Raw genomic sequence first — 25,301 nt, forward strand, 5'->3', positions numbered from 1 at the left:
GCTTCAGAAGAACGGGCGCGCGACGGGCCGGGCGATTCCGCCGACCGTGGTCGTAGGCCACCTCGGGTCGACCGTGAGCACCTCGACGCCGACGTCCGTGACGATGACGGTGTCTTCGACCTTCGCGCCGGGCGCGCTCGGATTCCAGGCGAACGCGTGCGGCGACCGCACGAGGTCGCGCGTCTCGGCGGTCGCCCGCGGGTCGCGCCCCGCGTATCCGGTCGGGCCTCCCTGATGGTGGCGTTCCCACTCGTCCGGATCGAACCCCGCATCGGCGTAGCCTCGACACCCCGCAGCGAACACTTCGTCCAGGTGGGCGCCGGGCCGAGTCGCCGCGAAGAACGCCGCCTCCACCGCGAGGATCCGTCCATCGTCGCCACCGGCCGCACCCACCCACCGGGTCGCGTTGGCGATGAGCCCGTGCCGACGTCCGCACACGACGAGCATCGCCCGGGCACCGAGCGGAGAGTCCGTGGGGAGGGGATGCCGGTGGGGCAGCCGCGGCTCTCCCGCCACCAGCACCACGAGCGGGTCGATGCCGCGCGCCACGAGCCCGGCAGCCAGCCGAGCAGCTGCGGCACGCTCGGATGTGAGGGGAGACAGTTCCGCGGCGACATCCGTCAACACCTCGGCCACGGCACGGCCGAGAGCCCGATAACGACCGACTTCCTCCGGCACCAGCTCGGCGCGCGCCGCCCGCAGCTGGGGGCCGACCTCCGACTCGCCGACGGCGAGATCACCCCGCCCCTCGGAGGGCCCGCCGGAACCACCGGACAGGGCGTGCGCGACGACCGATTCGTACCACGGGACCCGGGCGACGCGTGCGGCGTCGTCCGGCGCGAGCTCCTCCGCGATCAGCCGGTCGGCCTCGTTCGCCGAGACGAAGAGCGTGTCGCCGCCCTCAGCGACGCGGATGGCCAGCACGGGCGGACCCGCGAGCGAGACGTGCGTCCGAACGCCGCCGAGGTACCACGAGAGCGCCTCATGCGACGAGAGCACGAGCGCATCGGCGCCGGCATCCTCACGAACGGATGCCAGGCGACGGCGCTTGACGTCGCGCTCCGTCGTCGCGGTCGTGATCGCAGACATCGTCGTCTCCTGTCATAAAACGTTTCCTCGCATAGTATGGCCGGACGAAGGGCGGGGGAACGATGGCCGGAGCGAAGCAGACCACGATCACCGACGTCGCCGCGCACGCCGGCGTCTCACTCGCCACCGTCTCGCGCGTCATGAACGGCAACGCCACCGTCGATCCGGCTCTCGCCGAGCGGGTGCGCGCTTCGGCAGCGCAGCTCGGCTACTCGGCGAATCCGCTCGCGCGCAGCCTCGTGCTCGGCCGCACTCAGACCATCTCGGTCGTCGTGCCCGACCTGGCGAACCCCACCTTCCAGGGGATGCTGCGCGGCCTCAGCCGGGCCGCGGTCGCCGACGGCTACCACGTGCTCATCGCAGACTCCGACGAGAACGTCGACGAGGAGCGCCTGCTCGCGCTGGAGTCGCGGCGGCGCTCGGACGGACTGATCCTGTGCGCGCCACGCATGAGCGACGACCAGCTCGCCGACGTCGTCGCCGACGTCGCCCCCGTGGTCCTGGTCAACCGCACGGGCGACGCTCCGAGCGTGGCGGCCGACTATCGCACGCCTCTGCGCGCCATCATCGACCACCTCTACGCGCAGGGACACCGCCGATTCGCGTACCTCGCCGGCGCGGCGCGCAGCGCCTCGAGCGGGCAGCGACTGTCTGCACTCGAAGACGCGCGACGCGAGCTGGCGGACTGCGAGATCGCCGAGATCCCCGCCGGGGTCGACTTCTCCAGCGGCGCCGGCGCTCTCGACGATGTTCTCGCGTCAGGGGCGACGGGGGTGCTGGCATTCAACGATCTGTCGGCGATGGGGCTGCTGAGCGCGGCGACCGAACGCGGCATTCCGGTGCCCGGCCGACTCTCGATCGCGGGGTTCGACGACATCCCCTTCGCGCGGTACACCTCCCCCGCACTCACGACCGCCGCCGTGCCGATGGGCGAGCTCGGCGCGCGAGCGTGGTCGGCGCTGCACGACCTGCTGACGGGCCGCACGCCCGAGCCCGCCGTGACGGTCTCGCCCGACGTCATCGTCCGCGGCAGCACCGGCGCTCCCGCGGCCTGAGCCGCGCACCTTCGGCCTGAGCCTCGCGTCCGGAGGAGGGCTCGTGCTAGGCTGAGAAAACGTTTCCTGAGAGCGCTTTCCCACATAGGCGGCCTCTCAGCTCTTGGCACGAAGGAGAGCCATGACCCGCACGCGGTACGCCCTGGTGGGCGCGGGACACCGCGCCCAGATGTACGTCGACGCCATCACCGGGACCCACGCCGATCGGGCGGAGCTCGTCGCGATCTGCGAGCCGAACCCGGTACGCGCCGAGCACTACCGCGATCAGCTGGTCGAGCGCGGCGTGCCCGCCCCGACGCTGTGGTCGCCGGACGACCTCGAGCAGATGATCCGCGATTCTCGCGCCGAACGCGTCATCATCACCGCGCGTGACGACCTGCACGCATCCCTCATCGTGCGCTCGCTCGATGCCGGCGCGGACGTGGTGGTCGAGAAGCCCCTGACGATCGACGCGCCGAGCGCGGCGGCGATCGAGGACGCCGTCGAGCGCACCGGTCGATCGGTCGTGCTGACCTTCAACTACCGCTACTCGCCGCGCAACAGCGCCCTCCGCCAGGTGATCCAGGACGGCCGCATCGGGCGGGTGACCTCGATCGACTTCTCGTGGATGCTCGACACGAAGCACGGCGCCGACTACTTCCGCCGCTGGCACCGCGAGAAGGAGCACTCGGGCGGCCTCCTCGTCCACAAGGCGAGTCATCACTTCGACCTCGTCAACTGGTGGATCCGCGACGAGCCGCGCCGCGTGTTCGCCTCGGGCGGCCTGCGGTTCTACGGGGCGGAGAACGCCCGGGCCCGCGATCTCGGCGAGCGGCCGCAGCGCGGCACGCACGACGGCCGCCACGACCCGTTCGAGCTCGACCTCCGCGACGACGAACGCCTGCGCGCGCTCTACCTCGAAGCGGAGAGCCACGACGGCTACCTTCGCGATCGCGACGTGTTCGGCGAGGGCATCACCATCGAGGACAACCTCGCGCTCGTCGTCGACTACGCCGGCGGGGCGACGATGTCGTATTCGCTGAACGCCCACGCCCCGTGGGAGGGCTACCGCGTCGCCGTCAACGGCACCGAGGGCCGCGCCGAGCTCGAGGTGGTCGAGCGCGGCGCCGTCCTCGAGGACGAGGGTCTGCACCCGGTGCTCGACCCCTCGGCCGTCGACTCCGCCGGCCCCGCCTCCCTCCGCCCGCAGGGCGAACGGCTGATCGTCCAGCGCCACTGGGAGGACGCCGTCGAGATCCCGATCGAGGCGGGCGAGGGCGGCCACGGCGGCGGAGACGAGCTGCTGCTCGCCGACGTCTTCGTCGGCCCTGGCGATGACCCGCTGGCTCGACCCGCCGGCTGGGCCGACGGCGTCCGCTCGATCGCGGTGGGCATCGCGGGCAACCTGTCGCTGGCGTCGGGTCTTCCCGTGCACACCTCCGAGCTCCGCATCCGACTGCTCGACGGTCGGCGATGAGCCGGGTCGTCGTCACCGGCGGCTCCGGCCGCCTCGGTCGCAGCCTCGTCGGCGGCCTCGTCGCCGCGGGGCATCGGGTGGTCTCCTTCGATCGGACGGTCTCGGACGCCCCCGAGCTGCAGGGCGCCGACCAACTCGCCATCGACCTGCTCGACGCCGAGGCCACCGCCGCGGCGCTCCGCGCGCAGCGGGCGACCGCCGTCATCCACCTGGCCGCGATCGCCGTCCCCTTCAGCGCCCCCGAAGACGTCATCATGCGCACGAATGCGGCCCTGGCCGTCTCGGTGCTCGGCGGTGCCGTGACCGCAGGGATCCCGCGGATCGTCGCCGCTTCCAGCCCCACCGTGCTGGGCTACGGGGCGCCGCGCGGCTGGGTGCCCGACCGCTTCCCGCTCGATGAGGACACGCCGCCACGGCCGTGGAACAGCTACGCCCTGTCGAAGCTCGTGATCGAGCAAACGTTGCGGATGCTGCACCGACAGACCGGCGACGCCGTACGCTTCGCCGCCTTCCGCCCGTGTTACGTGATCGCACCCGAGGAGTGGCGCGGAGCCCCCACGCAGCAGGGCCACACCGTTCGCGAGCGCCTCGACGATCCGAGCCTCGCCGCTCCCGCGCTGTTCAACTACGTCGACGCGCGCGACGTCGCCTCCTTCGCCGACGCTCTCCTGTCCGCTCTGCCCACGATCCCGAACGCCGAGACCTTCTTCGTCGGAGCCGACGACGCCCTCGCCCGCCGCCCGCTCGCCGAGCTCATCCCCCGCTTCCACCCCGGCACGGAGGAGGCTTCCGCCGTCCTCACCGGCACGGCGCCCGCGTTCTCGAACGCGAAGGCGCGTCGCCTGCTGGACTGGGCGCCCCGCTACTCGTGGCGCGACGCCCTGACCGAAGAACCCTCCCGCACCGACACCCGAAAGGACGTGCCGGTATGAACTTCGACGGCATCCTCTTCTTCCCCGTCACCCCGTTCGACGCCTCCGGCGCCGTCGACCACGAGCTGCTCGCCTCGCACGTGAGCCGCGGTGTCGAGGAAGGAGCCGGCGGCGTCTTCCCCGCGTGCGGCACGGGCGAGTTCCACGCGCTCTCGACCGCCGAAGCGGCCGCGGTCGTCCGCACTGCCGTCTCGAGCGTCGCGGGCGCCGTGCCCGTCGTCGCCGGGACCGGGGGTCCGCTCGGCCACGCGCTCGAGACGGCTCGCGCGGCGGCCGACGCCGGGGCCGATGCCCTGCTCGCCCTGCCGCCCTACCTCGTCGGCGGGCCGCAGGAAGGACTCGTCGCCTACGTCGAGGCGATCGCCGCGGCATCCGACCTGCCGGTGATCGTCTACCACCGCGCCAACGCGCAGTTCACGCGCGAGTCGATGCGCCGTCTCGCCGACAACCCGCGGATCGTCGGATTCAAGGACGGCACCGGCGACATCGGCACGACGCAGCTCATCGTCCGCGTGATCGCCGACGCCGGCCGCGACGACTTCGCGTTCTTCAACGGGCTCCTCACCGCCGAGCTCACTCAGGCCGCATATCGCGGCATCGGCGTGCCGCTGTATTCGTCCGCAGCCTTCGCCATGGCGCCCGAGGTCGCGAACGCGTACTACCGGGCCTACGTCGAGCACGACGAGGAGCGTCGCCTGGCACTGCTCGACGCGTTCTACACACCTCTTGTCGCGCTCCGCGACGAGACGCCCGGGTTCGGCGTCTCGCTCATCAAGGCGGGCCTGCGCCTGAGCGGGCAGGCCGTCGGCGGGGTTCGCGCCCCGCTCGTCGACCCCACCGCCGACCAGGAACGCCGCCTGGCGGCGATCCTCGATGCCGGGCGCGCCCTGCTGTGACGACGATCGCCGCGCTCGCAGCGCGCCTGATCCGGGTCCCGCTCACCCGCCCGTGGGCCGCCGACGTCACCTCGGTCGGCGTCATCGCGACGCACGTGCAGCGCAGTGACGGCGCCGAGGGGTGGGGCTTCTCGTGGACCCCGCAGATCGGGGCGGAGGCTGTGCTCGCCCTGCTGCGACACGACATCGCACCGGCCGCCGTCGGACGTTCCGCCGAGCCGGGCGGCGCATGGCAGGGCCTCTGGGAGCACCTGCACGAGGCGGGCGGTGGTGGCGTGACGACGATCGCCCTCGCGGGCCTCGACCTGGCGCTCTGGGATGCCGCGGCTCGCGCGGCCGGCTCGTCGGTCTCGACGCTGATCGGACGGCGCCGCGAGAGCGCCCGCGTGTACGGCAGCGGCGTGAACCTCCACTACTCACTCGATGAGCTCGTCGCTCAGGTCGAGCGGTGGGTCACGCGCGGGTTCACCGCCGTCAAGGTCAAGGTCGGCAAGCCCGACGTCGCGGAGGACCTCGACCGCCTTCGCGCCGTCCGCTCGGTGCTGGGCCCGGACCGGGGCCTGATGATCGACGCGAACCAGCGCTGGGACCTGGCCCGCGCGACGCGGTCGCTCGAGGTCCTCGCCGAGGTCCGACCCGACTGGATCGAGGAGCCCCTGCGCGCCGACGACCTCGACGGACACGCCGAGCTCGCACGGCGCCTCGGCGGCGGACCGCGCATTCCGATCGCCGTGGGCGAGAACCTGCACACCGCGTACCGCTTCGCCGAGGTGCTGCGACGCGGCGCCGCGCAGATCGTCCAGCCCAACATCGTGCGCGTCGGGGGGATCACGCCGCTGCAACGCATCGCCGCGATCGCCGAGGACGCCGGCGCCGAGCTGCACCCGCATCTGCTGCCCGAGCTGTCGGGCCAGCTCGCACTGACCCTCCCCGGCGGCGCGGCCGAACCCTGGGTCGAGGACGTGGAGGATGCCGGCTTCGCCGAGCTGGGCGCCCTCCGCGGCCCCTCCCCCGTCGTGATCCGCGACGGACGGCTCCGCGAGACCGACCACCTCGGCCTGGGCCTGCGCTTCACCGACGGACACTTCACCACTGACGACCGCGAGGAACACCGATGACCACCACCCCTGATCGCATCGACGAGCTGGCCGCCGCGGCGTCCGCCGCAGCCCCGATCTGGCGCGATTCGGATGCCGCGACGCGCGCCACCTGGCTGCGCGCTCTCGCCGACGCCCTCGACGGCGCTGCTGACGAGCTCGTCGCGATCGCCGATCGCGAGACGCGACTCGGCGAGGCGCGCCTGCGCGGCGAGGTCGCCCGCACCACGGGACAGCTGGGACTCTTCGCCGACGTCGTGACGGAGGGCTCGTTCCGAGAGATCACGATCGACGAGGCCGATGCCGCGGCGACGCCGCCCCAGCCCGAGCTGCGTCGCCTGCTGGTGGGCGTCGGACCCGTCGCGGTGTTCTCCGCCTCGAACTTCCCCTTCGCGTTCTCGGTGTGCGGCGGCGACACGGCGTCCGCTCTCGCCGCCGGCAACCCGGTGATCGTCAAGGCGCATTCCGGGCACCCGGAGCTCTCTCGCCGCACGGCCGAGATCGCCGTCGCCGCGCTCGACGGCGCCGGAGCGCCGGAAGGCTCCTTCGCACTCGTCGAAGGTCGCGAGGCGGGCAACGCCCTCGTGCAGCATCCCCTCGTTCGGGCGGCGGGCTTCACCGGCTCGGTGTCGGGCGGCCGCGCCCTGTTCGACCTCGCTTCCGGGCGACCGGACCCGATCCCCTTCTACGGCGAGCTGGGCAGCGTGAATCCCGTGGTCGTGACGCCCGCGGCGGCCGAGGCCCGCGGCGACGAGCTCGCCCGCGGACTCGTGACATCGTTCACCCTGGGGGCGGGTCAGTTCTGCACCAAGCCCGGCGTCGTCTTCGTTCCCCGGGGCAGCGGATTCGTCGAGTCCGTCGCCGCCGCCGCCCACGGCGCGACCGGCGGCCCGCTGCTGACCGACCGCATCACCGAGGCCTTCCCGGCAGGGATCGCCGCGCTCGAGGCCGACGCGTCGGTGCGGGTGGCGGCAGAAGGCGTCCCGGGCGACGGCGCGCGACCCGTCGTCCTCGTGTCGGACGCGTCCGCGGTCGCCGCCCGTCCGGAGGTCCTGCTCGAGGAGTGCTTCGGCCCTGTCACCCTCCTCGTTGAGTACGCCGACGAGAGCGACGTGCACGCGGCCCTCGCCGCCGTGCCCGGCAGCCTCACCGCCACCCTGCACTCCGAGCCGGGCGACGACGTCGCCGCGACCCTCGCGCTCCTGCAGGAGCGCGCCGGACGCGTGCTGTTCGCGGGCTGGCCGACCGGCGTCGCGGTGACCTGGTCGCAGCACCACGGCGGGCCCTGGCCTGCGACGACCTCGCTGCACACCTCCGTCGGGGCCACCGCCATCCGCCGATTTCTCCGGCCGCTCGTCTTCCAGGACGCGCCGGCCGCGCTGCTGCCGCGCGAACTGCGTGACGAGTCGCTGGAGAGAACTCCGCACCGACGCAACGGCGTGCTCGTGCTGCCGTAACGGCCGGATGCCGGCGCGAACGGAAAACGCTTCCCGTAGGCTGGGGCGATGACATCGAGCTTCACCGCTGCGTTCGACTGGGCCCGCCGGCATGTGACGGACGGCCGCCTGCCGTCCGCGGTCGTCGGGGTCGCCGATGCGAACGGCGTCCTCGCCCTCGACGCCGTCGCGGCGGACATCGACGATCGGTACGCGCTCTTCTCGATCACGAAGCCGCTGCTGGGCATCTCCGCTGCCCGCGCCATCCAGCGCGGCGAGCTCACGCTGCAGACTCCGCTGACCCGTGCCCTGCCCGAGTTCGGCCGCGACCGGGACGACATCGTGCGGCTCTCGCACCTCGTGAGCCACACGAGCGGCATCAGCGAGCCGCCGCTCGACACCCGACTCCCGCTCCGTACCGAGCTGCTCACCCGCGGCCGTGACTTCGTCGCCGGCACGGCCTCGCGGTACTCCACGCTCGCCTTCGAGGGCGTCGCCGCACTCGTCGAGAGCGTGAGCGGCCGCACCTGGCACGACGACATCGCCGACTGGGCATCGGGCATCGGCGCCGGCGGCCTGTCGGTCGACCTCGACGGCACGGCGCCGATCGCGGATGCCGCCGCCGCGGGCGCCGACATGGCGGCCTTCGCCGCGCAGCGCAACCCCGGGGCCGGCCTCGCCGGGAAGGCGCACGACCTGCTCGCGCTCGGGACCGAACTGCTGCGGATCCACGCCGGCGCCCGCGACGGCATCCTCGCCCCGGCGACGCTCGCGATGATGCGGCGACCCCTGACCGGCGACATCCCCCGATTGGAGCCGTACCCTGCCGAGCGCGGGCAGGACTGGGGTCTCGCCTGGAACCTCCGCACCCGAGCGCCGGGCCTGATCGACCGCGACGTCTACGGTCACGGCGGCTGGGCGGGAACGGAGTTCTGGGTGCACCCGACCGCGGGCATCGCGTGGGTGCTGCTGACCAACCGGGCGTTGCGCTCCGGCGTCGACATCGACGAACTCGACAACGCGATCGTCGGCGCGCTGTGAGCGAGCTGCTCCGCGTCGAGCATTCCGCGTGGCCGCAGCCCGAACGGCCCGCACCGCTGCCCGCTCCCCACGAGCGCGCCCGCGGCATCTCGGTCACCGACCGCGCCCTGTACCGGCACGGTGAAGGCTGGGTGCCGGTGTCGGGCGAGGTGCACTACAGCCGACTGCCGCGCGATCGCTGGTCCGAGCGGATGCGGCAGCTGCGCGCCGCCGGCGTCACGGTCGCATCGACCTACGCCTTCTGGAACCACCACGTCGCCGAGCGCGAGCACCCGCGCTTCGACGGGAACCTCGACATCGGGGCCTTCGTCGACGAGGCGGCTGCGGCGGGACTCGATGTCGTGCTGCGCATCGGCCCGTGGGCGCATGGCGAGTCCCGCAACGGCGGCTTCCCCGATTGGGTTCAGGCTCTGCCGGTCATCCTCCGCAGCGATGACCCCGGCTACCTCGACCTCGTCCGGGAGTGGTTCGGCCAGCTCGCCGCGTCCCTGGGCGGCCGCGCGCGACCAGGCGGGCCGGTCATCGGCATCCAGCTCGAGAACGAGTTGTACGACCGTCCGGAGCACCTGGTCACGCTCAAGCGCCTCGCCCGCGAAGCGGGCATGGCGGCACCCCTGTGGACGGCGACGGCCTGGGGCGGGGCGCAGCTGCCCGACGGTGAGGTCATGCCGCTCTTCGGCGGGTATGCGGACGGATTCTGGGTCGACCCGGGCGCACCCTGGGACCCGACGTTCCGCGCGCATTACTTCCCCTCACACGACTGGGACGACCCGGGGGTCGGGGCGGACGTGCGCGCGAGCCAGGGCTTCGCGGCGGCGAGCGCGACGGCCGACCTGCACGGCTTCCCCCCGGCGACCTGCGAGCTGGGCGGGGGGATGGCCACCGCGTACCACCGTCGCCCGGTACTCGGAGGACGCGATGTCGCCGCGCTCGCCCACATCAAGATCGGCAACGGGTCGGCCTGGCAGGGCTATTACATGTTCGTCGGCGGCCGGAACCCCGGACCCGATCTGCAGGAGACGATCGACACCGGGTATCCCAACGACCTCCCCGAGTTCGGCTACGACTTCCACGCCCCGATCGGGCAGTCGGGCGACCTCGCCGACTCCGCTCCGCTGCTGCGCGCGCAGCACGCCTTCCTCACCGCGTTCGGCGACCGCCTGTCCGGCATGTCGTCTGCTCTTCCCGACGTCCGCGCCGCGTCGCTCGACGACCGGACCACCCTCCGGTGGGCGCTGCGTTCCGACGGAGCGGAGGGCGTCGTCGTGATCTCGCACCACCAGCCGTACGAACAGGTGGAGGACGTCGCCGACGTCCAGCTGCGCGTCGTCGTCGGCGACACCGAGACCGTGCTCCCGTCACGTCCGGTCACGGTCCCCGCGGGGACGCTCGCTCGATGGCCCGTCGGGCTCACCGTGGGTCGGGCACGGGTCGCCTGGGCGACGGCCACCTTGATCACGGTCCTCTCGGGCGGCCCGCGTCCGACGCTGGTGCTGCTCGAAGATCGCGGCATCCCAGCCGAGATCGCGATCGGCCAGGCCGGATCGCAGGTCGCCCGGCCGGGACGCGCTCCGCTCCGCTTCGACGACCTCGATGTCGTGGTGTTGCCGGCCGCCGACGCCGACCGGCTCTGGGTGCGCCCCGGGTCGCGCCCGGAGCTGTGGCTGACCGATGGCGAGCTGGCGTGGGATGCCGACATCGCGATGCTCCGTGGCGCTCGGGAGGCTCACCGCTACGACCCGCACACCGGCGAGTGGTCGATCGTCACGGGCGCGCCCGGCGCGCCCGGCGGGCCCGGCCGCGTTACCGCGATGGGCAGCGCGCCGGTGGGAGTCGAGCTCGTCCGCCCGCCAGCCGCTCCGGCGACGGACTACGGCTTCGGCGGCCCGCGTCACCGCGCGCCGTCGGACGAGACGTTCGCCGAGCGGGCCGCCCGGTACCGGGTGCAGCTCCCCGCGACCTCGCTGGACCCCGAGGCGGACGCGGTGCTCGACCTCGACTGGGCGGGCGACGTGGGACGGTTCCTGGTCGACGGCCGCATCGTCGACGACCGCTTCTGGGACGGCACGCGCTGGTCGCTGTCGCTTCGGGACGCCGGTGCGACACCGACGAGCGAGATCACCGTCGAGGTGCTGGCGTTGTCTCCGGCCTCGACGATCGCCCTCGCGACGGATGCGGAGTCGCGGCGAGCCGATGCCGTGGCGACATCCCTACGCGCGTCGCTCCGGCTGCGCGGTCCCTGGCAGCACCTCGCGTGATGCGGCACGCGGCGCGCGGCGCCAGCGAACTCGGAGAATGACGCGTAAATCGGATGCCGCGAGAGCTGAAGCTCCGAGAAGCGCGGGATTCTCCGGAGACGGCGAGGCCGTGCCGATCGTTCACATCGATCGGCACGGCCTGCGTCGTCGGGCGCTCAGGTCCTCAGGCGCTCAGGCCTGCGCGCGTCGGCGACGCAGCACGAGCGCTCCGGCGCCGAGCATGAGCAGCGCGAGCGCGCCCATCACCGTCGCGGTGATGCCGCCGGCATCCCCTCCCGTGCGTGCGAGATCGCGCGCGTCCGTCGAGGCAGCCGAGCCGTTCGCTCCGGCCCCCGTCGCCGAGCCGCTACCCGAACCCGAACCCGAGCCAGCGCCCGAACCCGGAGCGCCGGTGCCGCCGCCGGTGCCGCCATCGGTGCCGCCGCCCGTTCCCGGGTCGACGACGGCGGCGGTCGGGACGATCGCCGCTGAGCGGGCGCTGCCGTCGATGAAGCCGGCCGCCTCGGCGGCCACCTCGACCGAGATCTCCCGGCCTTCGTCGGCGGCCGTCAGCGCGTAGGTGTCGGCGGTGGCGCCATCGATCGCCGCCCCGTCGCGCAGCCAGACGAACGCGCGTGCCGCGTCCGCGGGATCGGTGACGGCCACCGCGCGCACGGTCGCGCCGACGCGCGGCTCGCCCGACACGACCGGCGTCTCGACGCCGACGGCGCGGTTCACGGTCACCGAGTAGGTGCGCGAGGCGGCGTCGGGAGCCGTGACCGTCACGGTTCCGGTGCTGCTGATCACGTCGTCGGCCGCAGGCGCGGCATCCGCCGCCATGCGCTGCACGTCGCCAGCCTGGTCCTCGCCAGGCTGGGTCACGACGACCGTGGCATCGTCGTCGACCGCGAGCGCGTGGAGCATCGGCCACGCGGACCCCGTCGTCGTGACGGTGTACTCCAGCGTGTCGGGCGCGAACCCGTCGACGGGCTCGTCGCCGACCGTGAGGCGCGCGAGATCCGCGATCCCGGCCGGCGCCGGTGCTGCGGCGAAGATCTCGACCTCCGACACGATCATGTGCGTGTCGGGACGGGCGTTCAGCACGACGCGCACCTCGTCGGCGGCGCCGGTGACCGGCACCTCGACGCGCGGCGCACCCGCGGTGGGCTCCGGCACCGGAACGAGGTCGCCCTCGACCCAGTCGCCGCCGCTCACGCGGTGGTCGACCCGCATGGTCGCGGGCCAGCTCAGCGAGCTGCCGTCGCGGTAGAACTGCACGGCGACACGCGTCAGGGTCTCGCGCTGCGCCAGGGCGTAGCTCAGGGTGTCCTGCGCGTTCTTCGTGCCCGAGCGCCAGTTCGACCAGCCCTTGTCGGTCGAGCTTCCGTTGATCGTGTTGCTCACCGCGTACTGCGCGCTTTCGGTGAAGGTCGCGCTCGGGCGGCTCTCGGGGGCGACGTTGCGCTCGGACGCGGCCGTGACGATCACGGTCAGCCGCGCGTCGAGCTTCTCGCCGCTCGGGCCCGTGGCCACGCCGGGCACCGAGACCGTGCCGGGCTCGGCGAACGCACCATCGGCGATGCCGTCCCACGCCCACTCGACCGGGACCGGGAAGCCCGCTCCCGAGGGTCGCAGCTCGGCCTCCACGGTGTCGTCGGCCTGGCTCCTGACGGCGTCGAGGGCGCTTCCGGCCGGGACGGTGACGGATGCCGGCCGCGTCGCGGTGTAGGCGCCGATCTCGACGGTCGCGGTCGCTTCGAACGAGCCGCCGAACAGCTCGGTGCCCGTGCCGGTGACCTCCACCGCACCGGGGCGCGAGAAGTCGACACCGTCGAGCTGCCACGTCACCGGCGCCTGTCGCACCGTCCCTCCGACGTAGCGCACGCTCACGGACGCGGGCAGCGTCGGGGCGACGCCGACAGCGGTCGCGACCGTGACGGGCTCGGTGCCCGCGACGCTCGTGCTCGCGATGCGCCACTGCTGGTTCCCGCCGCCGTTCGAGGTCCACAGGCCCACCGCAGCGCCGGACGTCGTGCTGCCGCCGTTCACGTCGAGCACGCGCTCCGCGGCGACGTTGAGCACCGAGTAGTACGTGCCGTCCGTCGTCGAGGCCATCCACTGCAGGGCGGGATCGGCCGCGGCTGCCGCCGGGTCGGCATCCACGAGCGCCGTGGCCGTGCCGCGCGAAGCGAGGAACTGCCCGGAACCGTTCTGCAGCGTGAAGCGATGGCGGTTGGCGCCCGCGCCCTCGATCGTGCGGACGGTCCAGGCCTGTCCGCGGGCGGCCTCGGCCGTGGTGGCGAGTGAACGGACCGCGAGGCTCGAGCTGCCGTCGAGGGCGAGTCCGCTCTGAAGACCCGTGAGCTGCACCGTCTCGCCGTCGCGGAAGGCCGCGGCATCCGATGAGACGCCCGAGACGCCGTCGATGACGAAGGTCACGACCGACTTGGCGGGCACCGTCAGCGTCGCGGTGCGGGATGCCGCGTCCACGGCGACCGGCTGCCCCTGCCGGAGCGCGTTGACCGAGGGCTCCGCGGCGGTCGACTGCGTCGTCACGATGGGGGTCACGGTCGCCCCGGGGGCCACCGTGCCGAAGTCGCTCAGGTCGATCTCCACCGTGCGTTCGGCGGCCTCGGCGTTGACGTGCACGATCGTGGCGCCCTCGCCGTCGGCGTCGATCGCCGCCGTCGACTGCGCGTTGTCGGTCGCGATCAAGCGGTCGCCGGGGGTGATGTAGTGCGTGAAGTTGCGCACGGTGTTGAACTTCTCGTTCGTCAGCACCTTGCAGGAGGGGTCGGCGTCACCGTCGCGGAGCCGGCGCTCGGACTGCCCCTCGTCATTGCAGTCGAAGTCGATGAAGACGCTGCCCCAGTTCAGCTTCTCGACCTTCTCCATGTTGTAGAGGTCCTCGACCGGCTGCCAGAACACCCAGGCGTCGGGCTCGAGCTCGCGCAGGTCACCGACGATGTGCTGGGCCATGCCGAGGCCGTTGTCGATGTCGTCGGTGACGAACCCCTTGCTCTGATCGGTCCAGTTGCCCTCGACCTCGCTCATCCACAGCGGCTTGTCGGCGGCCTTGGCGATGTCGCGGACGACCTGGCGCCCGCCGGTGCCGTACGTGTGGACGTTCAGCTGGTCGACGAGGCCCTTCGCCTCCGCAGACCACGTGTTCCAGTTGGTGGCGAAGATGCCGGGGTTGGTCTCGTCCATCGCCGAGATGACCGCGTCGGTGGTCGTCCCCGGCTGCGCGAGGCGGTCGGCGAGGGCGGCGATCATCGCGTCCTGCGCCTCCGGCCCGATGTGCGCACCCTCCTGGCGTCCGCCGGTGGGCCACGTGGCACCGTCGGGGATCTGCGTCGACCAGTAGTTCGTGTTGGGCTCGTTGAACGGGTCGATCGTGTCGAACGAGATGTCGTGGACCCGCTCGAGCTCGTCGACGACGTTCACCAGATAGCCGGCGAACTTGTCCATGTCCGCCGGGGCGAGCTGCTCGCTCGTGGCGTTGTTGATCCCGCCCGAGACGTAGCCGCTCTGGGTGAGGAAGTAGGGCGGGGAGTTGCTGAACGCCTCCCAGTGCGTGACCTTGTCCTTCAGCGCGTCGAGCCACCAGCGCTGAGCGGAATCCTGGGAGAAGTCGAAGGCGTCGGGATCGTCGGGGTCCCAGGCATCCCGGTACCGGTCGCGGTCAGCGAAGGTCGAGGTGATCGCCCCTTCGTCATCGGTCGCCGGCAGGTTCGGATTCCAGAAGCCGGGAACCGCGCCGCCCGGCCGCAGGTACGGCGGGACGTCGGAGGCGTTGCCGCCGCCGATGTTGTAGCGCGCGATGTTGAGGTTCAGGCCTTCGTCGCCGAAGACGGCGTCGAAGAGGTCCTGCCGGACGTCGTCGGGATAGTCGCCGGTCGCGTTGGCGAACCAGACGAGGCTCGTGCCCCATCCCTCGAACGGCTTCTCCGAGGCGGTGGCGGGATTCGGAGTGATCCGCACGGCAGCGGCGTCGGCGGCATGCACCGGCGGGGGCGCGACGGCGGTCGCAGCGGTGAGCCCACCGGACGCGAGCGCCACCGCGCAGGTCATCGACATCAGTCGAGCTGACTTCATCGTCATTCCTATCCGGTCGCAACGATGCGACCTCAGGGGGGGTGATGTTGACGTAAACATGTTGACGTCAACATCGAGCCTACGGGACGCCTCTGTCCCGGTGCAACGGTTGATCAGCGGCGCGGGCCGGAACTCGCACGCACGACGAGCTCGGTGGGGACGAGCGTGCGCTCGGCCGGCACCTCTCCCCCGTCGATCTCGGTGAGCAGCGACCGCACGGCGGCCGCGCCGATCCGGTCGAAGTGCTGACGTACGGTCGTCAGCGGGGGCCAGAAGTTCGCCGACTCGGGAGCATCGTCGTACCCGACGACGCTGACGCTCGCCGGCACAGGGCGATCGGCCTCGTGCAGCGCGCGCAGCAGCCCGAGCGCCATGCGGTCGTTGGCGACGAAGACCGCCGTCACGCGGTGGTCGCCGGCGAGCGCCCGACCGATCTCGTAACCCGACTCCGCGGTCCAGTCCCCGACGTGCACCTCGGGCACAGCCGCACCGCGGGCGACGAGCGTGTCGTGCCAGGCGGCTCGCCTGCGCTCGGCGGCGAACGACTCCCGCGGCCCTGAGATGTGGCTCACCGTCTCGTGCCCGAGGTCGAGCAGGTGCTCGGTCGCGAGGCGCGCGCCCAGCGTCTGGTCGTTGTCGACGACGGGATACGGGTAATCGGCACTCGAGTCGACCACGACGACGGGGAGTCCCGTCGGCAGCGCCAGCTCGCGCTCGCCCAGACGATGCGTCTCGATCAGGATGATGACGCCGTCGACGGCATGCTCGGCCAGGCGCACGAATGCACCCGAGACGTCGGACTGCGTCGCCGACTGCACCGTGATGACGGTGAGGGAGTACCCCGCCTCGGCGGCGACGGATGCCACGGCGTCGAGCGTGCGCGTGTTGCCGTAGCTCGCGAGCGAGAACATGATCACGCCGATGCTGCGGAAGCGCCCCGAACGCAGTGCACGCGCGGCACTGTTGGGTCGATAGCCGAGCTGCGCCATCGCATCCTGGACGCGCGCCCGGGTCTCGGGGTCGACGTTCTCGCGGCCGTTCGCGACCCGCGAGACGGTCTGACCCGACACGCCGGCCATCGCCGCCACGTCGGCCATCGACACTTCCCGACGCCGCGGTCGAGCGTCCGGGCGTACGGCTGGCCCTGCTTTACCCATGCCCGGATCCTCCTTGATGTTGACGTTGACATGCTAGCGTCTCCGAGTTATGTTTACGTCAACATCCGCGCTCAATCGGCGAGCGCCTGCATCACAGAAGAGGCACGGACGATGACGACCACAACGGCACCCCCTCCCGCCGTGCGCACCGCGCGGAAGCGGCGGCGCGTCAGCGTCGAACAGCGCGGATGGCTCTTCGTGGGGCCCTTCGCGATCGTGTTCGCCCTCGTCTTCCTCGCACCCCTCGCCTACGCGCTCTACCTCAGCTTCTTCCGCGAGCAGATCGTCGGCGGCAACGCGTTCGTCGGCTTCGAGAACTACCTGACGGCCTTCGCCGACCCGAAGCTGTGGGACGGCTTCCTCCGCGTGCTGCTGTTCCTGCTGATCCAGGTGCCGATCATGCTCGTGCTCGCCCTCGCTGCGGCCCTCGCGATCGACAGCGCGCGCCTGCACGCCTCGGGCTTCTACCGGATCATCATCTTCCTGCCCTACGCCGTGCCCGCCGTCGTCGCGGTCCTCATGTGGGGCTACATCTACGGCGACCAGTTCGGCCTCGCCGGCAACATCAACGATCTGCTCGGTGCCCAGGTCCTGCGACCCTTCCTCCCCGAGTGGATGATGGTCTCGATCGGCAACATCGTGACGTGGCAGTTCGTCGGCTACAACATGCTGATCTTCTACTCGTCGCTCAAGACCATCCCCGGTGAGCTGTACGAGGCGGCATCCCTCGACGGCGCCGGCGCCTGGCGCACGATCCTCTCGATCAAGATCCCCGCTCTGCGCGGCTCGATCGTCATCGCCACGATCTTCTCGATCATCGGCAGCTTCCAGCTCTTCAACGAGCCGAACATCCTCAAGCCCCTGGCCCCGAACACGATCACGACGTTCTTCACGCCGAACATGTACGCGTACAACCTCTCGTTCGCCGGCCAGCAGTACAACTACGCCGCCACCGTCGCGATCATCATGGGCGTCATCACGGCGGTCATCGCCTACGTCGTCCAGTTGCGCGGATCCCGTCAGGAGATGCGATGACCGCTCCCGCCCTCGCCCGCAGCACGCCGTTCGCCCGGCGGAAGTCCGTCGTACTCACCGTCGTGATGAGCCTGTTCATCCTCTACACGCTGCTGCCGCTGTTCTGGCTGATCATCAACGCGACGAAGACGCAGGGCGACCTGTTCACGACGTTCGGCCTCTGGTTCGGCGACAGCTTCAACCTGTGGAACAACATCGTCGACACGTTCACCTACCGCGACGGCATCTTCCTCCGGTGGCTCGGCAACACGCTCCTCTACGTCGTCGTCGGCGCGGGCGGAGCCACGGTGCTGGCCACAATGGCGGGCTACGGCCTGGCGAAGTACAACTTCCGCGGCCGCAAGGCGGTCTTCGCCGTCGTCATCGGCGCCGTCGCCGTTCCCGGCACCGCCCTCGCGGTCCCCACGTTCCTCATGTTCAGCCAGCTGGGCCTGACGAACACCCCGTGGGCGATCATCATCCCCTCGCTCATCAGCCCCTTCGGCCTGTACCTGATGTGGGTGTTCGCCAGCGACGCCGTTCCCACCGAGCTGCTCGAGGCCGCTCGGATGGACGGCGCCAGCGAGATGCGCACGTTCTTCACCATCTCGACCAAGCTCCTCATGCCCGGCATCGTCACCGTGCTGCTGTTCGCGGTCGTCGCCACGTGGAACAACTACTTCCTCCCGCTCATCATGCTCAGCGACCCCGCCTGGTACCCGCTCACCGTCGGGCTCAACCAGTGGAACGCCCAGGCCACCGGAGCCGCGGCGCAGCCGATCTACAACCTGGTGATCACCGGATCGCTGTTGTCGATCATCCCGATCGTGGTGGCCTTCCTCATGCTGCAGCGCTTCTGGCAGTCCGGTCTGAGCGCCGGCAGCGTCAAGCAGTGAGCACACCCCCCGAAGACCCTGTATTCCGCACCACCTGAATCCACAACAACCCGAATCCACAACAACGAAGTGAAGGAACTCCCATGACACCCATGCGCAAGGGATCGGCGCTGCGTCGCGCCGCATCCGTCGTGGCCCTGACCGCAGCCGCCGGCCTCGTGCTGGCCGCCTGCTCGTCCTCCGGCCCCGCCGCGGGCAGCGGCAACCCCGACGACCTCGACGCGGCCCTGAAGGCCGGCGGTGAGATCACCTACTGGTCGTGGACCCCGTCCGCCGAGGCGCAGGCCGAGGCGTTCATGAAGAAGTACCCCGAGGTCAAGGTCAACGTCGTCAACGCGGGCACCAACACCGAGGAGTACACCAAGCTCCAGAACGCGATCAAGGCCGGCTCGGGCGCCCCCGACGTCGTGCAGATCGAGTACTACGCCTTCCCGCAGTTCGCCCTCACCGACGGGCTGCTCGACCTCGCGCCCTACGGCTTCGGCGACCTCGAGAGCGACTACACCGCCTCGACGTGGAACTCCGTCGACTTCGACGGCAAGATCTACGGCCTCCCGCAGGACTCGGGTCCCATGGCGCTGTTCTACAACAAGGCGGTCTTCGACCAGTACGGCCTGACGGTCCCGACGACGTGGGACGAGTACATCGCCACCGCGCGTCAGCTCACCGCCGCCGACCCGACGAAGAAGATCACGAACGATACCGGTGACGCCGGCTTCGCCACCAGCATGATCTGGCAGGCGGGCGGCCAGCCGTTCTCCGCCGATGGCACCGACGTGACGATCAACGTCGCCGACGAGGGCTCGAAGAAGTGGGCCGACACCTGGAACACGCTCGTCGAGGACGACCTGATCGCCAGCACCCCGAGCTGGAGCGACGAGTGGTTCAAGGGCCTCGGCGACGGCTCGATCGCGACCCTCGTCATCGGCGCCTGGATGCCCGGCAACCTCGAGTCGTCGGTGGCCGACGCGGCGGGCGACTGGCGCGTGGCTCCCATGCCGACCTACGACGGCACCCCGGTCTCGGCCGAGAACGGCGGCGGCGGCCAGGCGGTCACGAAGCAGAGCGAGAACCCGGCCCTCGCCGCCGCGTTCCTGAAGTGGCTGAACAACGCCGAGGAGAGCCTGACGATCTTCGCCGAGAGCGGCGGCTTCCCCTCGACGACCGCGCAGCTCGAGTCGGATGAGTTCCTGAACAAGGCACCCGAGTACTTCGGCGGCCAGAAGATCAACGAGGTGCTCGTGCAGGCGGCCAAGGACGTGCGTCCCGGCTGGCAGTACCTGCCCTTCCAGGTGTACGCGAACAGCATCTTCAGCGACACCGTCGGGCAGTCCTACGCCTCGAAGTCCGACCTGAACGAGGGCCTCGCCACGTGGCAGGACCAGCTCGTGCAGTACGGCAACGACCAGGGCTTCACCGTCAACAAGTGACGCCCGACGAGGGGCGGGTCGCATCGAGCTTCGGTCCGGCCCGCCCCTCGCCATGTCCCCCCAGGAGAAGAGCAATGACCTCCCCCACCCGCATCTCGCTCGACACGGCCGCACCCGGGCCGGTGGTCCCGCGCCGGCTCTTCGGCACCTTCGTCGAGCACATGGGCCGCTGCGTCTACGACGGCATCTTCGAGCCGGGTCACGCCACGGCCGACGACGCCGGCTTCCGCGCCGACGTCCTCGAGCTCGTGCGTGAGCTGGGCGCGACCGTCGTGCGCTATCCCGGGGGCAACTTCGTCTCGGGCTACCGGTGGGAGGACGGCGTCGGCCCGCGCGGCCAGCGCCCCGTGCGCCTGGATGCCGCATGGCACAGCACCGAGACCAACCAGGTCGGGCTGCACGAGTTCGCCGCGTGGGCCGAGCAGGCGGGGCTCGAGCTCATGGAGGCCGTGAACCTCGGCACGCGCGGCGTCGCCGAGGCCGCCGACCTGCTCGAGTACGCCAATCACCCGGGCGGCACCGCCCTGTCGGAGCGCCGCCGCGAGAACGGGCGCGCCGAGCCCTTCGGCATCCGGCTCTGGTGCCTGGGCAACGAGATGGACGGCCCCTGGCAGATCGGGCACAAGACCGCCGACGAGTACGGCCGCCTCGCCGCCGAGAGCGCCCGGCTCATGCGGTTCATCGATCCCGACATCGAGCTCGTCGCCGCGGGCAGCTCGAACCACGAGATGCCGACCTTCGGCGAGTGGGAGCGCACCGTGCTCCGTCACACCGCGGGACTCGTCGACCACATCTCCGTGCACGCCTACTACGAGGAGACCCCGGGCGACCCCGCGAGCTTCCTCGCCTCCGGCGCCGCCCTCGACGCCTACATCGGCGAGGTCGCCGGCATCATCGACGAGGTGCGCGCCGAGCGCGGCATCACCGACCCCATCGGCATCAGCGTCGACGAGTGGAACGTCTGGAACCAGACCCGCTGGAACGAGGTCGACAAGCCCGAGGTGTTCACGGGCGACTGGCCCGTCGCCCCGCGCCTCATCGAGGACGACTACACCGTCACGGATGCCGTCGTCGTCGGGTCCCTCCTCATCACGATGCTCCGCCGCGCCGACCGCGTCTCGATGGCGAATCTCGCGCAGCTCGTCAACGTCATCGCGCCGATCCGCACCGAGCCGAGCGGCGCGGCCTGGCGGCAGACCACCTTCTTCCCCTTCCAGCTGACCGCGGCCGCGGCATCCGGCCACGTCGTTGTCCCGGTCATCGACACTGGCGTCATCCCGACCGCGCGCTACGGCGACGTGGGCGCCGTCGACGCCGTTGCGACGATCGCCGGCGACGAGCTGTCGATCTTCCTCGTGCACCGCGGACTCGACGCCGAGACACCCGTCACGATCGATCTCGACCGCTCGGCCGCGGGCGCGGAGGCGCTCGTGCTGACCGTCCCCGCCGGCGGCGACCGGCACACCGTCAACAGCGCGTCGTCGCAGCCCGTCGCGCCGGCATCCCTCGCCGTCGACATCCGCGACAGCGCCGTGACCCTGACCCTTCCCCCGCTCTCCTGGGCGCGCGTGACCGTGCGCCTGAACCCCGGAACGAATCGAGTGACCGCGTGACGACCTTCAGCATCGGCGAGACCGACTTCCTCCTCGACGGGCGCCCCCACCGGGTCTTCGCGGGAGCCCTGCACTACTTCCGCATCCACCCGGACCACTGGGCCGACCGCATCCGCAAGGCGCGGCTCATGGGGCTCAACACGATCGAGACGTACGTCGCCTGGAACGCCCACGAGCCGGTGCGCGGCGAATGGGATGCCACGGGCTGGAACGACCTGGGGCGCTTCCTCGACCTCATCGCGGCGGAGGGCATGCATGCGATCGTGCGCCCCGGCCCGTACATCTGCGCCGAGTGGCACAACGGCGGACTTCCGGTGTGGCTCACCAGCACGCCCGGCATCGGGCTGCGCCGTTCCGAGCCGCAGTACCTCGAGGCGGTGAGCACCTACCTGCGCCGGGTCTACGAGATCGTCGCCCCGCGTCAGATCGATCGCGGCGGCAACGTCGTGCTCCTGCAGATCGAGAACGAGTACGGCGCCTACGGCTCGGACCACGACTACCTCCGCACGCTCACCGAGCTCACCCGCGCCTGCGACATCACCGTGCCGCTGACGACCGTCGACCAGCCCGAGCCCCACATGCTCGCGGCCGGAACGCTGCCCGACCTGCACACGACCGGATCGTTCGGCTCGCGCGCCACCGAGCGCCTCGCGACGCTGCGCGAGCACCAGCCGACCGGGCCGCTCATGTGCTCGGAGTTCTGGGACGGCTGGTTCGACTGGTGGGGCGGGGTGCACCACACCACGGATGCCGCGGCCTCGGCATCCGAGCTCGACGCGCTGCTCGCCGCGGGAGCGTCGGTGAACATCTACATGCTCCACGGCGGCACGAACTTCGGCACCACGAACGGCGCGAACGACAAGGGCCGCTACGCCCCCATCGTCACCTCGTACGACTACGACGCTCCGCTGGACGAATCGGGCCACCCGACCGAGAAGTACCACGCGTTCCGCGAGGTCATCGCCCGGTACGCCCCGGTCCCCGACGAGGTGCCGCCCGCGCGGCCTGCGGCTCCCGTCCTGTCGGTCCCGCTGCGGACCACGGGCGACTGGCTGCCCGCGACGGGTGCTGACGGCGGCGCGGTCGACCTTCCTCCCACGTTCGAAGAGCTCGGACAGCTCGGACCTCTCGTGCGTTACGACATCGCGCTGCCCGCCGAGCCGTTCGGTGATTCCGACAGCGCCGTGCTCGCCTTCGCGGAGGTCCGCGACCTCGCCTGGGTCGCGGTCGACGGCGCGCCGATCGGCCGCCTGCAGCGCGCGCTGCACGAGCGGTCGCTGCCGATCCCCCGCGGGGCGCGGCTGACGGTGCTCGTCGAGGACCAGGGCCGCGTCAACTACGACGTCCGCCTCGGCGAGAACAAGGGCCTCGTCGGCCCCGTCACCCTCGGCGGCCACGAGCTGACCGGCTGGTCGGCGCAGCCCGTCGACCTCGCGGCCGTCGCCGCCGGCATCGCCCGGGCGTCCGAGCACGCCGTCGCCGGACGCACCGGTCTCGTGGGCACGTTCGACCTCGACGAGCCCGCCGACCTCTTCCTCGACACGGAGGCCTGGAGCAAGGGCTACGCGTTCGTGAACGGGTTCTCCCTCGGCCGGTACTGGCGCAGTGGCCCGCAGCGCACGCTCTACGTTCCCGCTCCCGCGACCCGCGCCGGGGCGAACGAGGTCGTCGTCGTCGAGCTCGAGCACGTCGTCGACCCCGTCGCCGCCTTCGTCGCGGAGCCCGACCTCGGCCACCGCGAGGAGTGACCGTGAGGGAGCCCCGCCAGGATCGGGCAGGATGGATGTCATGAGCTGGATGGTCACCGGTGGTGCTGGATACATCGGCGCGCATGTCGTGCGCGCCCTCTCCGCGGCGGGCCTCGACCCCGTCGTCCTGGACGATCTGTCGAGCGGGCACGCGGGGTTCGTCCCCGAGGGCGTGCCGTTCGTCCGCGGCTCGATCCTCGACCGTCCGCTCGTCGAGGGCGCGCTGCGCGAGCACGGCGTCGAGGGCGTCATCCACGTCGCCGGCTACAAGTACGCCGGCGTCTCCGTGACGCGCCCGCTGCACACCTACGCGCAGAACGTCGAGGGCACGCGGATCGTGCTCGAGGCGATGGAGACCGCGGGCGTCGACAAGATCGTCTTCTCCTCCAGCGCCGCCGTCTACGGCACCCCCGACGTGCCGCTCGTCACGGAGGACCTGCCCAAACGTCCCGCGTCGCCCTACGGCGAGTCGAAGCTCATCGGCGAGTGGCTCCTGCGCGATCAGGCCGTCGCGACCGTGGACTCCCCCGCACCCCTGCGCCACACCTCGCTGCGCTACTTCAACGTCGTGGGCTCGGGCGACCCGTCCGTCTACGACACGAGCCCCCACAACCTCTTCCCCATCGTCTTCGAGAAGCTGATCGCCGGCGAGACCCCGCAGATCAACGGCGACGACTACGACACCGAAGACGGCACGAACGTGCGCGACTACGTCCACGTCGCCGACATCGCGGCGGCCCACGTCGTCGCCGCCCAGCGCCTCGCGGCCGGCGAGAACGTCGAGCCGGCCTACAACCTCGGGTCGCAGAACGGCCTCTCGGTCCGCGAGATCATGGACGCGATGGCCCGGGTGACCGGCATCGACTTCACGCCGAGAGTCGGCCCCCGCCGGCCCGGCGACCCCGACCGCATCGTCGCCACCGGAGAGCTCGCCGCCCGCGACCTCGAATGGGCGAATCGCTACTCGGTCGACGAGATGGTCCGCACCGGCTGGGAGGCCCGCCGCGCGGCATCCGTCTGACCCGCTCGCCGAGCGCGGGGATCAGGCGCAGTTCCGGGGATGACGCGCGGTTCGAACCGCGTCGGGCACCCCGAACTGCGCCTCATTCCGCCGCGAAACCGCGTACCGAGCTCGCGCGGACCACGAGTTCCGTGGGAACGGTGCGCAACGCGGCCGTTGAGCCCGACTCGATGACCTCCACGAGCGCCTCGACGGCGCGGGCGCCGAGGGCGTCGAAGTCCTGGCGGACGGTCGTCAGCGGAGGCCGGTACTCCGCGGCATCCACGACGTCGTCGAACCCGACGATCGCGACGTCGTCCGGCACAGCGCGACCGGCGTCGCTGAACGCCCGCAGCAGGCCGAGCGCCATCTGGTCGTTGGCGGCGAACACCGCCGTGGCGCCCGCGAGCCCCGCTCCCGCCGCGTGACCGCCGCGCGAGGTCCAGTCGCCGCGGACGACCTCGGGCACGACGGCATCCGCGTCGATCAGCGCCTCGCGCCAGCCGCGTTCGCGCTCTTGCGCCGCGAACGACGCCTCGGGCCCCGCGAGGTGGTGCACCGTCGCGTGCCCCAGCTCGAGCAGATGCCGCGTCGCCAACCGGGCGCCGCCCGCGTGATCGGTCTGCACGATCGCGAAACGGTCGTCGGGCGGCGAGTCGACGACGACGAGACGCAGGTCGGCGGGCGGCGCGGTGTCACGAGCGAGCCGCGTCGCCTCGTTGAGCACGATCGCCCCGTCGACGCCCTGGTCGCGCAGCTGTGCGAAGGCCTCCGCGATGTCACGCGCCCCGGCGACCGTCACCACGGCGAGGGCGTAGTCGCGCTCGCTCGCCGCGTCGGCGATGGCCTGCAGCATGCGGGAGTTGCCGACCGAGGCGAGCGTCGAGACGACGAGGCCGATCGTGCGGGTCTGGCCGGTGCGCAGGGCGCGGGCGGCACGATGCATGCGGTAGCCGAGCGCCGCCATGGACGCCTCGACGCGGGCCCGCGTCGCGGGGTCGACGCGCGGGCTGCCGTTGGCCACGCGCGAAACGGTCTGCGCCGAGACGCCCGCGTGGGCCGCCACCTGGGCCATCGACACGCGCATGCCGGTCCTCTCGTCGGGT

Annotated in this window: 18 protein-coding genes; 14 read left to right on the plus strand and 4 right to left on the minus strand. The window is 71.6% G+C overall.

Features of this window, described 5'->3' with window-relative positions:
* Positions 1 to 3 precede the first annotated feature (3 nt).
* The gene (locus tag ABIC53_RS10125; RefSeq protein ID WP_274178333.1) at positions 4 to 1,089 is read right to left on the minus strand and encodes a M24 family metallopeptidase; all 1,086 of its coding nucleotides are present in this window, start codon (positions 1,087 to 1,089) and stop codon (positions 4 to 6) included.
* 62 nt (positions 1,090 to 1,151) lie between these two features.
* Between ABIC53_RS10125 and ABIC53_RS10130 the strand changes: the two genes are divergently transcribed.
* The 8 genes from ABIC53_RS10130 to ABIC53_RS10165 all read left to right on the plus strand — a co-directional run bounded on the left by ABIC53_RS10130 (position 1,152) and on the right by ABIC53_RS10165 (position 11,260).
* The gene (locus tag ABIC53_RS10130; protein ID WP_282502028.1) at positions 1,152 to 2,144 is read left to right on the plus strand and encodes a LacI family DNA-binding transcriptional regulator; all 993 of its coding nucleotides are present in this window, start codon (positions 1,152 to 1,154) and stop codon (positions 2,142 to 2,144) included.
* A gap of 121 nt (positions 2,145 to 2,265) precedes the next feature.
* The gene (locus ABIC53_RS10135) at positions 2,266 to 3,600 is read left to right on the plus strand and encodes a Gfo/Idh/MocA family protein (RefSeq protein ID WP_112616363.1); all 1,335 of its coding nucleotides are present in this window, start codon (positions 2,266 to 2,268) and stop codon (positions 3,598 to 3,600) included.
* Complete coding sequence (locus tag ABIC53_RS10140) at positions 3,597 to 4,532, plus strand: NAD-dependent epimerase/dehydratase family protein (RefSeq protein WP_282502027.1); 936 nt, start codon at positions 3,597 to 3,599, stop codon at positions 4,530 to 4,532. Before ABIC53_RS10135 ends, ABIC53_RS10140 begins: the two co-directional genes overlap by 4 nt.
* Positions 4,529 to 5,428 (plus strand): 5-dehydro-4-deoxyglucarate dehydratase, encoded by a 900-nt coding sequence (locus ABIC53_RS10145; RefSeq protein WP_274178330.1) that lies wholly within the window; start codon positions 4,529 to 4,531, stop codon positions 5,426 to 5,428. The genes ABIC53_RS10140 and ABIC53_RS10145 overlap by 4 nt, the downstream gene beginning before the upstream one ends.
* Positions 5,425 to 6,546: a mandelate racemase/muconate lactonizing enzyme family protein gene (locus ABIC53_RS10150; RefSeq protein ID WP_274178329.1), complete on the plus strand. Its 1,122-nt coding sequence runs from the start codon at positions 5,425 to 5,427 to the stop codon at positions 6,544 to 6,546. The genes ABIC53_RS10145 and ABIC53_RS10150 overlap by 4 nt, the downstream gene beginning before the upstream one ends.
* Positions 6,543 to 7,982 (plus strand): aldehyde dehydrogenase (NADP(+)), encoded by a 1,440-nt coding sequence (locus tag ABIC53_RS10155; protein WP_323987199.1) that lies wholly within the window; start codon positions 6,543 to 6,545, stop codon positions 7,980 to 7,982. The genes ABIC53_RS10150 and ABIC53_RS10155 overlap by 4 nt, the downstream gene beginning before the upstream one ends.
* Positions 7,983 to 8,030: 48 nt before the next feature.
* The gene (locus ABIC53_RS10160; RefSeq protein ID WP_282502025.1) at positions 8,031 to 9,002 is read left to right on the plus strand and encodes a serine hydrolase domain-containing protein; all 972 of its coding nucleotides are present in this window, start codon (positions 8,031 to 8,033) and stop codon (positions 9,000 to 9,002) included.
* Positions 8,999 to 11,260, plus strand: coding sequence for a beta-galactosidase (locus ABIC53_RS10165; RefSeq protein WP_282502024.1), 2,262 nt, complete (start codon positions 8,999 to 9,001; stop codon positions 11,258 to 11,260). The genes ABIC53_RS10160 and ABIC53_RS10165 overlap by 4 nt, the downstream gene beginning before the upstream one ends.
* 171 nt (positions 11,261 to 11,431) lie before the next feature.
* On the opposite strand, the gene ABIC53_RS10170 is transcribed toward ABIC53_RS10165, so the two are convergent.
* Together ABIC53_RS10170 and ABIC53_RS10175 are read right to left on the minus strand one after the other, a co-directional pair.
* Positions 11,432 to 15,337, minus strand: a complete 3,906-nt coding sequence (locus ABIC53_RS10170) for an RICIN domain-containing protein (RefSeq protein ID WP_282502023.1) — start codon at positions 15,335 to 15,337, stop codon at positions 11,432 to 11,434.
* A gap of 113 nt (positions 15,338 to 15,450) precedes the next feature.
* A complete protein-coding gene (locus tag ABIC53_RS10175) occupies positions 15,451 to 16,434 on the minus strand; it encodes a LacI family DNA-binding transcriptional regulator (protein WP_282502022.1) in 984 nt (327 codons plus the stop codon).
* Positions 16,435 to 16,605: 171 nt separating this feature from the next.
* Here ABIC53_RS10175 and ABIC53_RS10180 point away from each other — a divergent pair, with 171 nt between their 5' ends.
* From ABIC53_RS10180 to galE, 6 genes are all read left to right on the plus strand, one after another.
* The gene (locus tag ABIC53_RS10180; protein ID WP_112616347.1) at positions 16,606 to 17,529 is read left to right on the plus strand and encodes a carbohydrate ABC transporter permease; all 924 of its coding nucleotides are present in this window, start codon (positions 16,606 to 16,608) and stop codon (positions 17,527 to 17,529) included.
* Positions 17,526 to 18,404 carry a carbohydrate ABC transporter permease gene (locus tag ABIC53_RS10185; protein WP_112616345.1) on the plus strand — a complete coding sequence of 293 codons (879 nt, stop codon included), beginning with the start codon at positions 17,526 to 17,528 and terminating at the stop codon, positions 18,402 to 18,404. The genes ABIC53_RS10180 and ABIC53_RS10185 overlap by 4 nt, the downstream gene beginning before the upstream one ends.
* Before the next feature lie 92 nt (positions 18,405 to 18,496).
* Positions 18,497 to 19,834, plus strand: coding sequence for an ABC transporter substrate-binding protein (locus ABIC53_RS10190; RefSeq protein ID WP_502915548.1), 1,338 nt, complete (start codon positions 18,497 to 18,499; stop codon positions 19,832 to 19,834).
* A gap of 74 nt (positions 19,835 to 19,908) precedes the next feature.
* Positions 19,909 to 21,447, plus strand: coding sequence for an arabinosylfuranosidase ArfA (arfA, locus tag ABIC53_RS10195; protein WP_282502020.1), 1,539 nt, complete (start codon positions 19,909 to 19,911; stop codon positions 21,445 to 21,447).
* Positions 21,444 to 23,195 carry a glycoside hydrolase family 35 protein gene (locus ABIC53_RS10200; protein WP_354451333.1) on the plus strand — a complete coding sequence of 584 codons (1,752 nt, stop codon included), beginning with the start codon at positions 21,444 to 21,446 and terminating at the stop codon, positions 23,193 to 23,195. The genes arfA and ABIC53_RS10200 overlap by 4 nt, the downstream gene beginning before the upstream one ends.
* A gap of 40 nt (positions 23,196 to 23,235) precedes the next feature.
* A complete protein-coding gene (galE, locus tag ABIC53_RS10205) occupies positions 23,236 to 24,216 on the plus strand; it encodes a UDP-glucose 4-epimerase GalE (protein WP_354451335.1) in 981 nt (326 codons plus the stop codon).
* An 82-nt stretch (positions 24,217 to 24,298) separates the two neighbouring features.
* Here galE and ABIC53_RS10210 read toward each other — a convergent pair whose 3' ends face one another.
* On the minus strand, positions 24,299 to 25,282 hold the full coding sequence (locus ABIC53_RS10210) for a LacI family DNA-binding transcriptional regulator (RefSeq protein ID WP_354451337.1): 984 nt from the start codon (positions 25,280 to 25,282) through the stop codon (positions 24,299 to 24,301).
* Positions 25,283 to 25,301: the final 19 nt, after the last annotated feature.

It is taken from the genome of Microbacterium sp. 1262, assembly GCF_040544895.1.
In the GTDB taxonomy this organism is placed as follows: Bacteria; Actinomycetota; Actinomycetes; order Actinomycetales; family Microbacteriaceae; genus Microbacterium; species Microbacterium plantarum.

Coding starts and splice junctions, on each gene's coding strand:
- ABIC53_RS10125 (WP_274178333.1), bottom strand. CDS start 1,089: ATGTCTGCGATCACGACCGCGACGACGGAGCGCGACGTCAAGCGCCGT.
- ABIC53_RS10130 (WP_282502028.1), top strand. CDS start 1,152: ATGGCCGGAGCGAAGCAGACCACGATCACCGACGTCGCCGCGCACGCC.
- ABIC53_RS10135 (WP_112616363.1), top strand. CDS start 2,266: ATGACCCGCACGCGGTACGCCCTGGTGGGCGCGGGACACCGCGCCCAG.
- ABIC53_RS10140 (WP_282502027.1), top strand. CDS start 3,597: ATGAGCCGGGTCGTCGTCACCGGCGGCTCCGGCCGCCTCGGTCGCAGC.
- ABIC53_RS10145 (WP_274178330.1), top strand. CDS start 4,529: ATGAACTTCGACGGCATCCTCTTCTTCCCCGTCACCCCGTTCGACGCC.
- ABIC53_RS10155 (WP_323987199.1), top strand. CDS start 6,543: ATGACCACCACCCCTGATCGCATCGACGAGCTGGCCGCCGCGGCGTCC.
- ABIC53_RS10160 (WP_282502025.1), top strand. CDS start 8,031: ATGACATCGAGCTTCACCGCTGCGTTCGACTGGGCCCGCCGGCATGTG.
- ABIC53_RS10170 (WP_282502023.1), bottom strand. CDS start 15,337: ATGAAGTCAGCTCGACTGATGTCGATGACCTGCGCGGTGGCGCTCGCG.
- ABIC53_RS10175 (WP_282502022.1), bottom strand. CDS start 16,434: ATGGCCGACGTGGCGGCGATGGCCGGCGTGTCGGGTCAGACCGTCTCG.
- ABIC53_RS10180 (WP_112616347.1), top strand. CDS start 16,606: ATGACGACCACAACGGCACCCCCTCCCGCCGTGCGCACCGCGCGGAAG.
- ABIC53_RS10185 (WP_112616345.1), top strand. CDS start 17,526: ATGACCGCTCCCGCCCTCGCCCGCAGCACGCCGTTCGCCCGGCGGAAG.
- ABIC53_RS10190 (WP_502915548.1), top strand. CDS start 18,497: ATGCGCAAGGGATCGGCGCTGCGTCGCGCCGCATCCGTCGTGGCCCTG.
- arfA (WP_282502020.1), top strand. CDS start 19,909: ATGACCTCCCCCACCCGCATCTCGCTCGACACGGCCGCACCCGGGCCG.
- galE (WP_354451335.1), top strand. CDS start 23,236: ATGAGCTGGATGGTCACCGGTGGTGCTGGATACATCGGCGCGCATGTC.
- ABIC53_RS10210 (WP_354451337.1), bottom strand. CDS start 25,282: ATGCGCGTGTCGATGGCCCAGGTGGCGGCCCACGCGGGCGTCTCGGCG.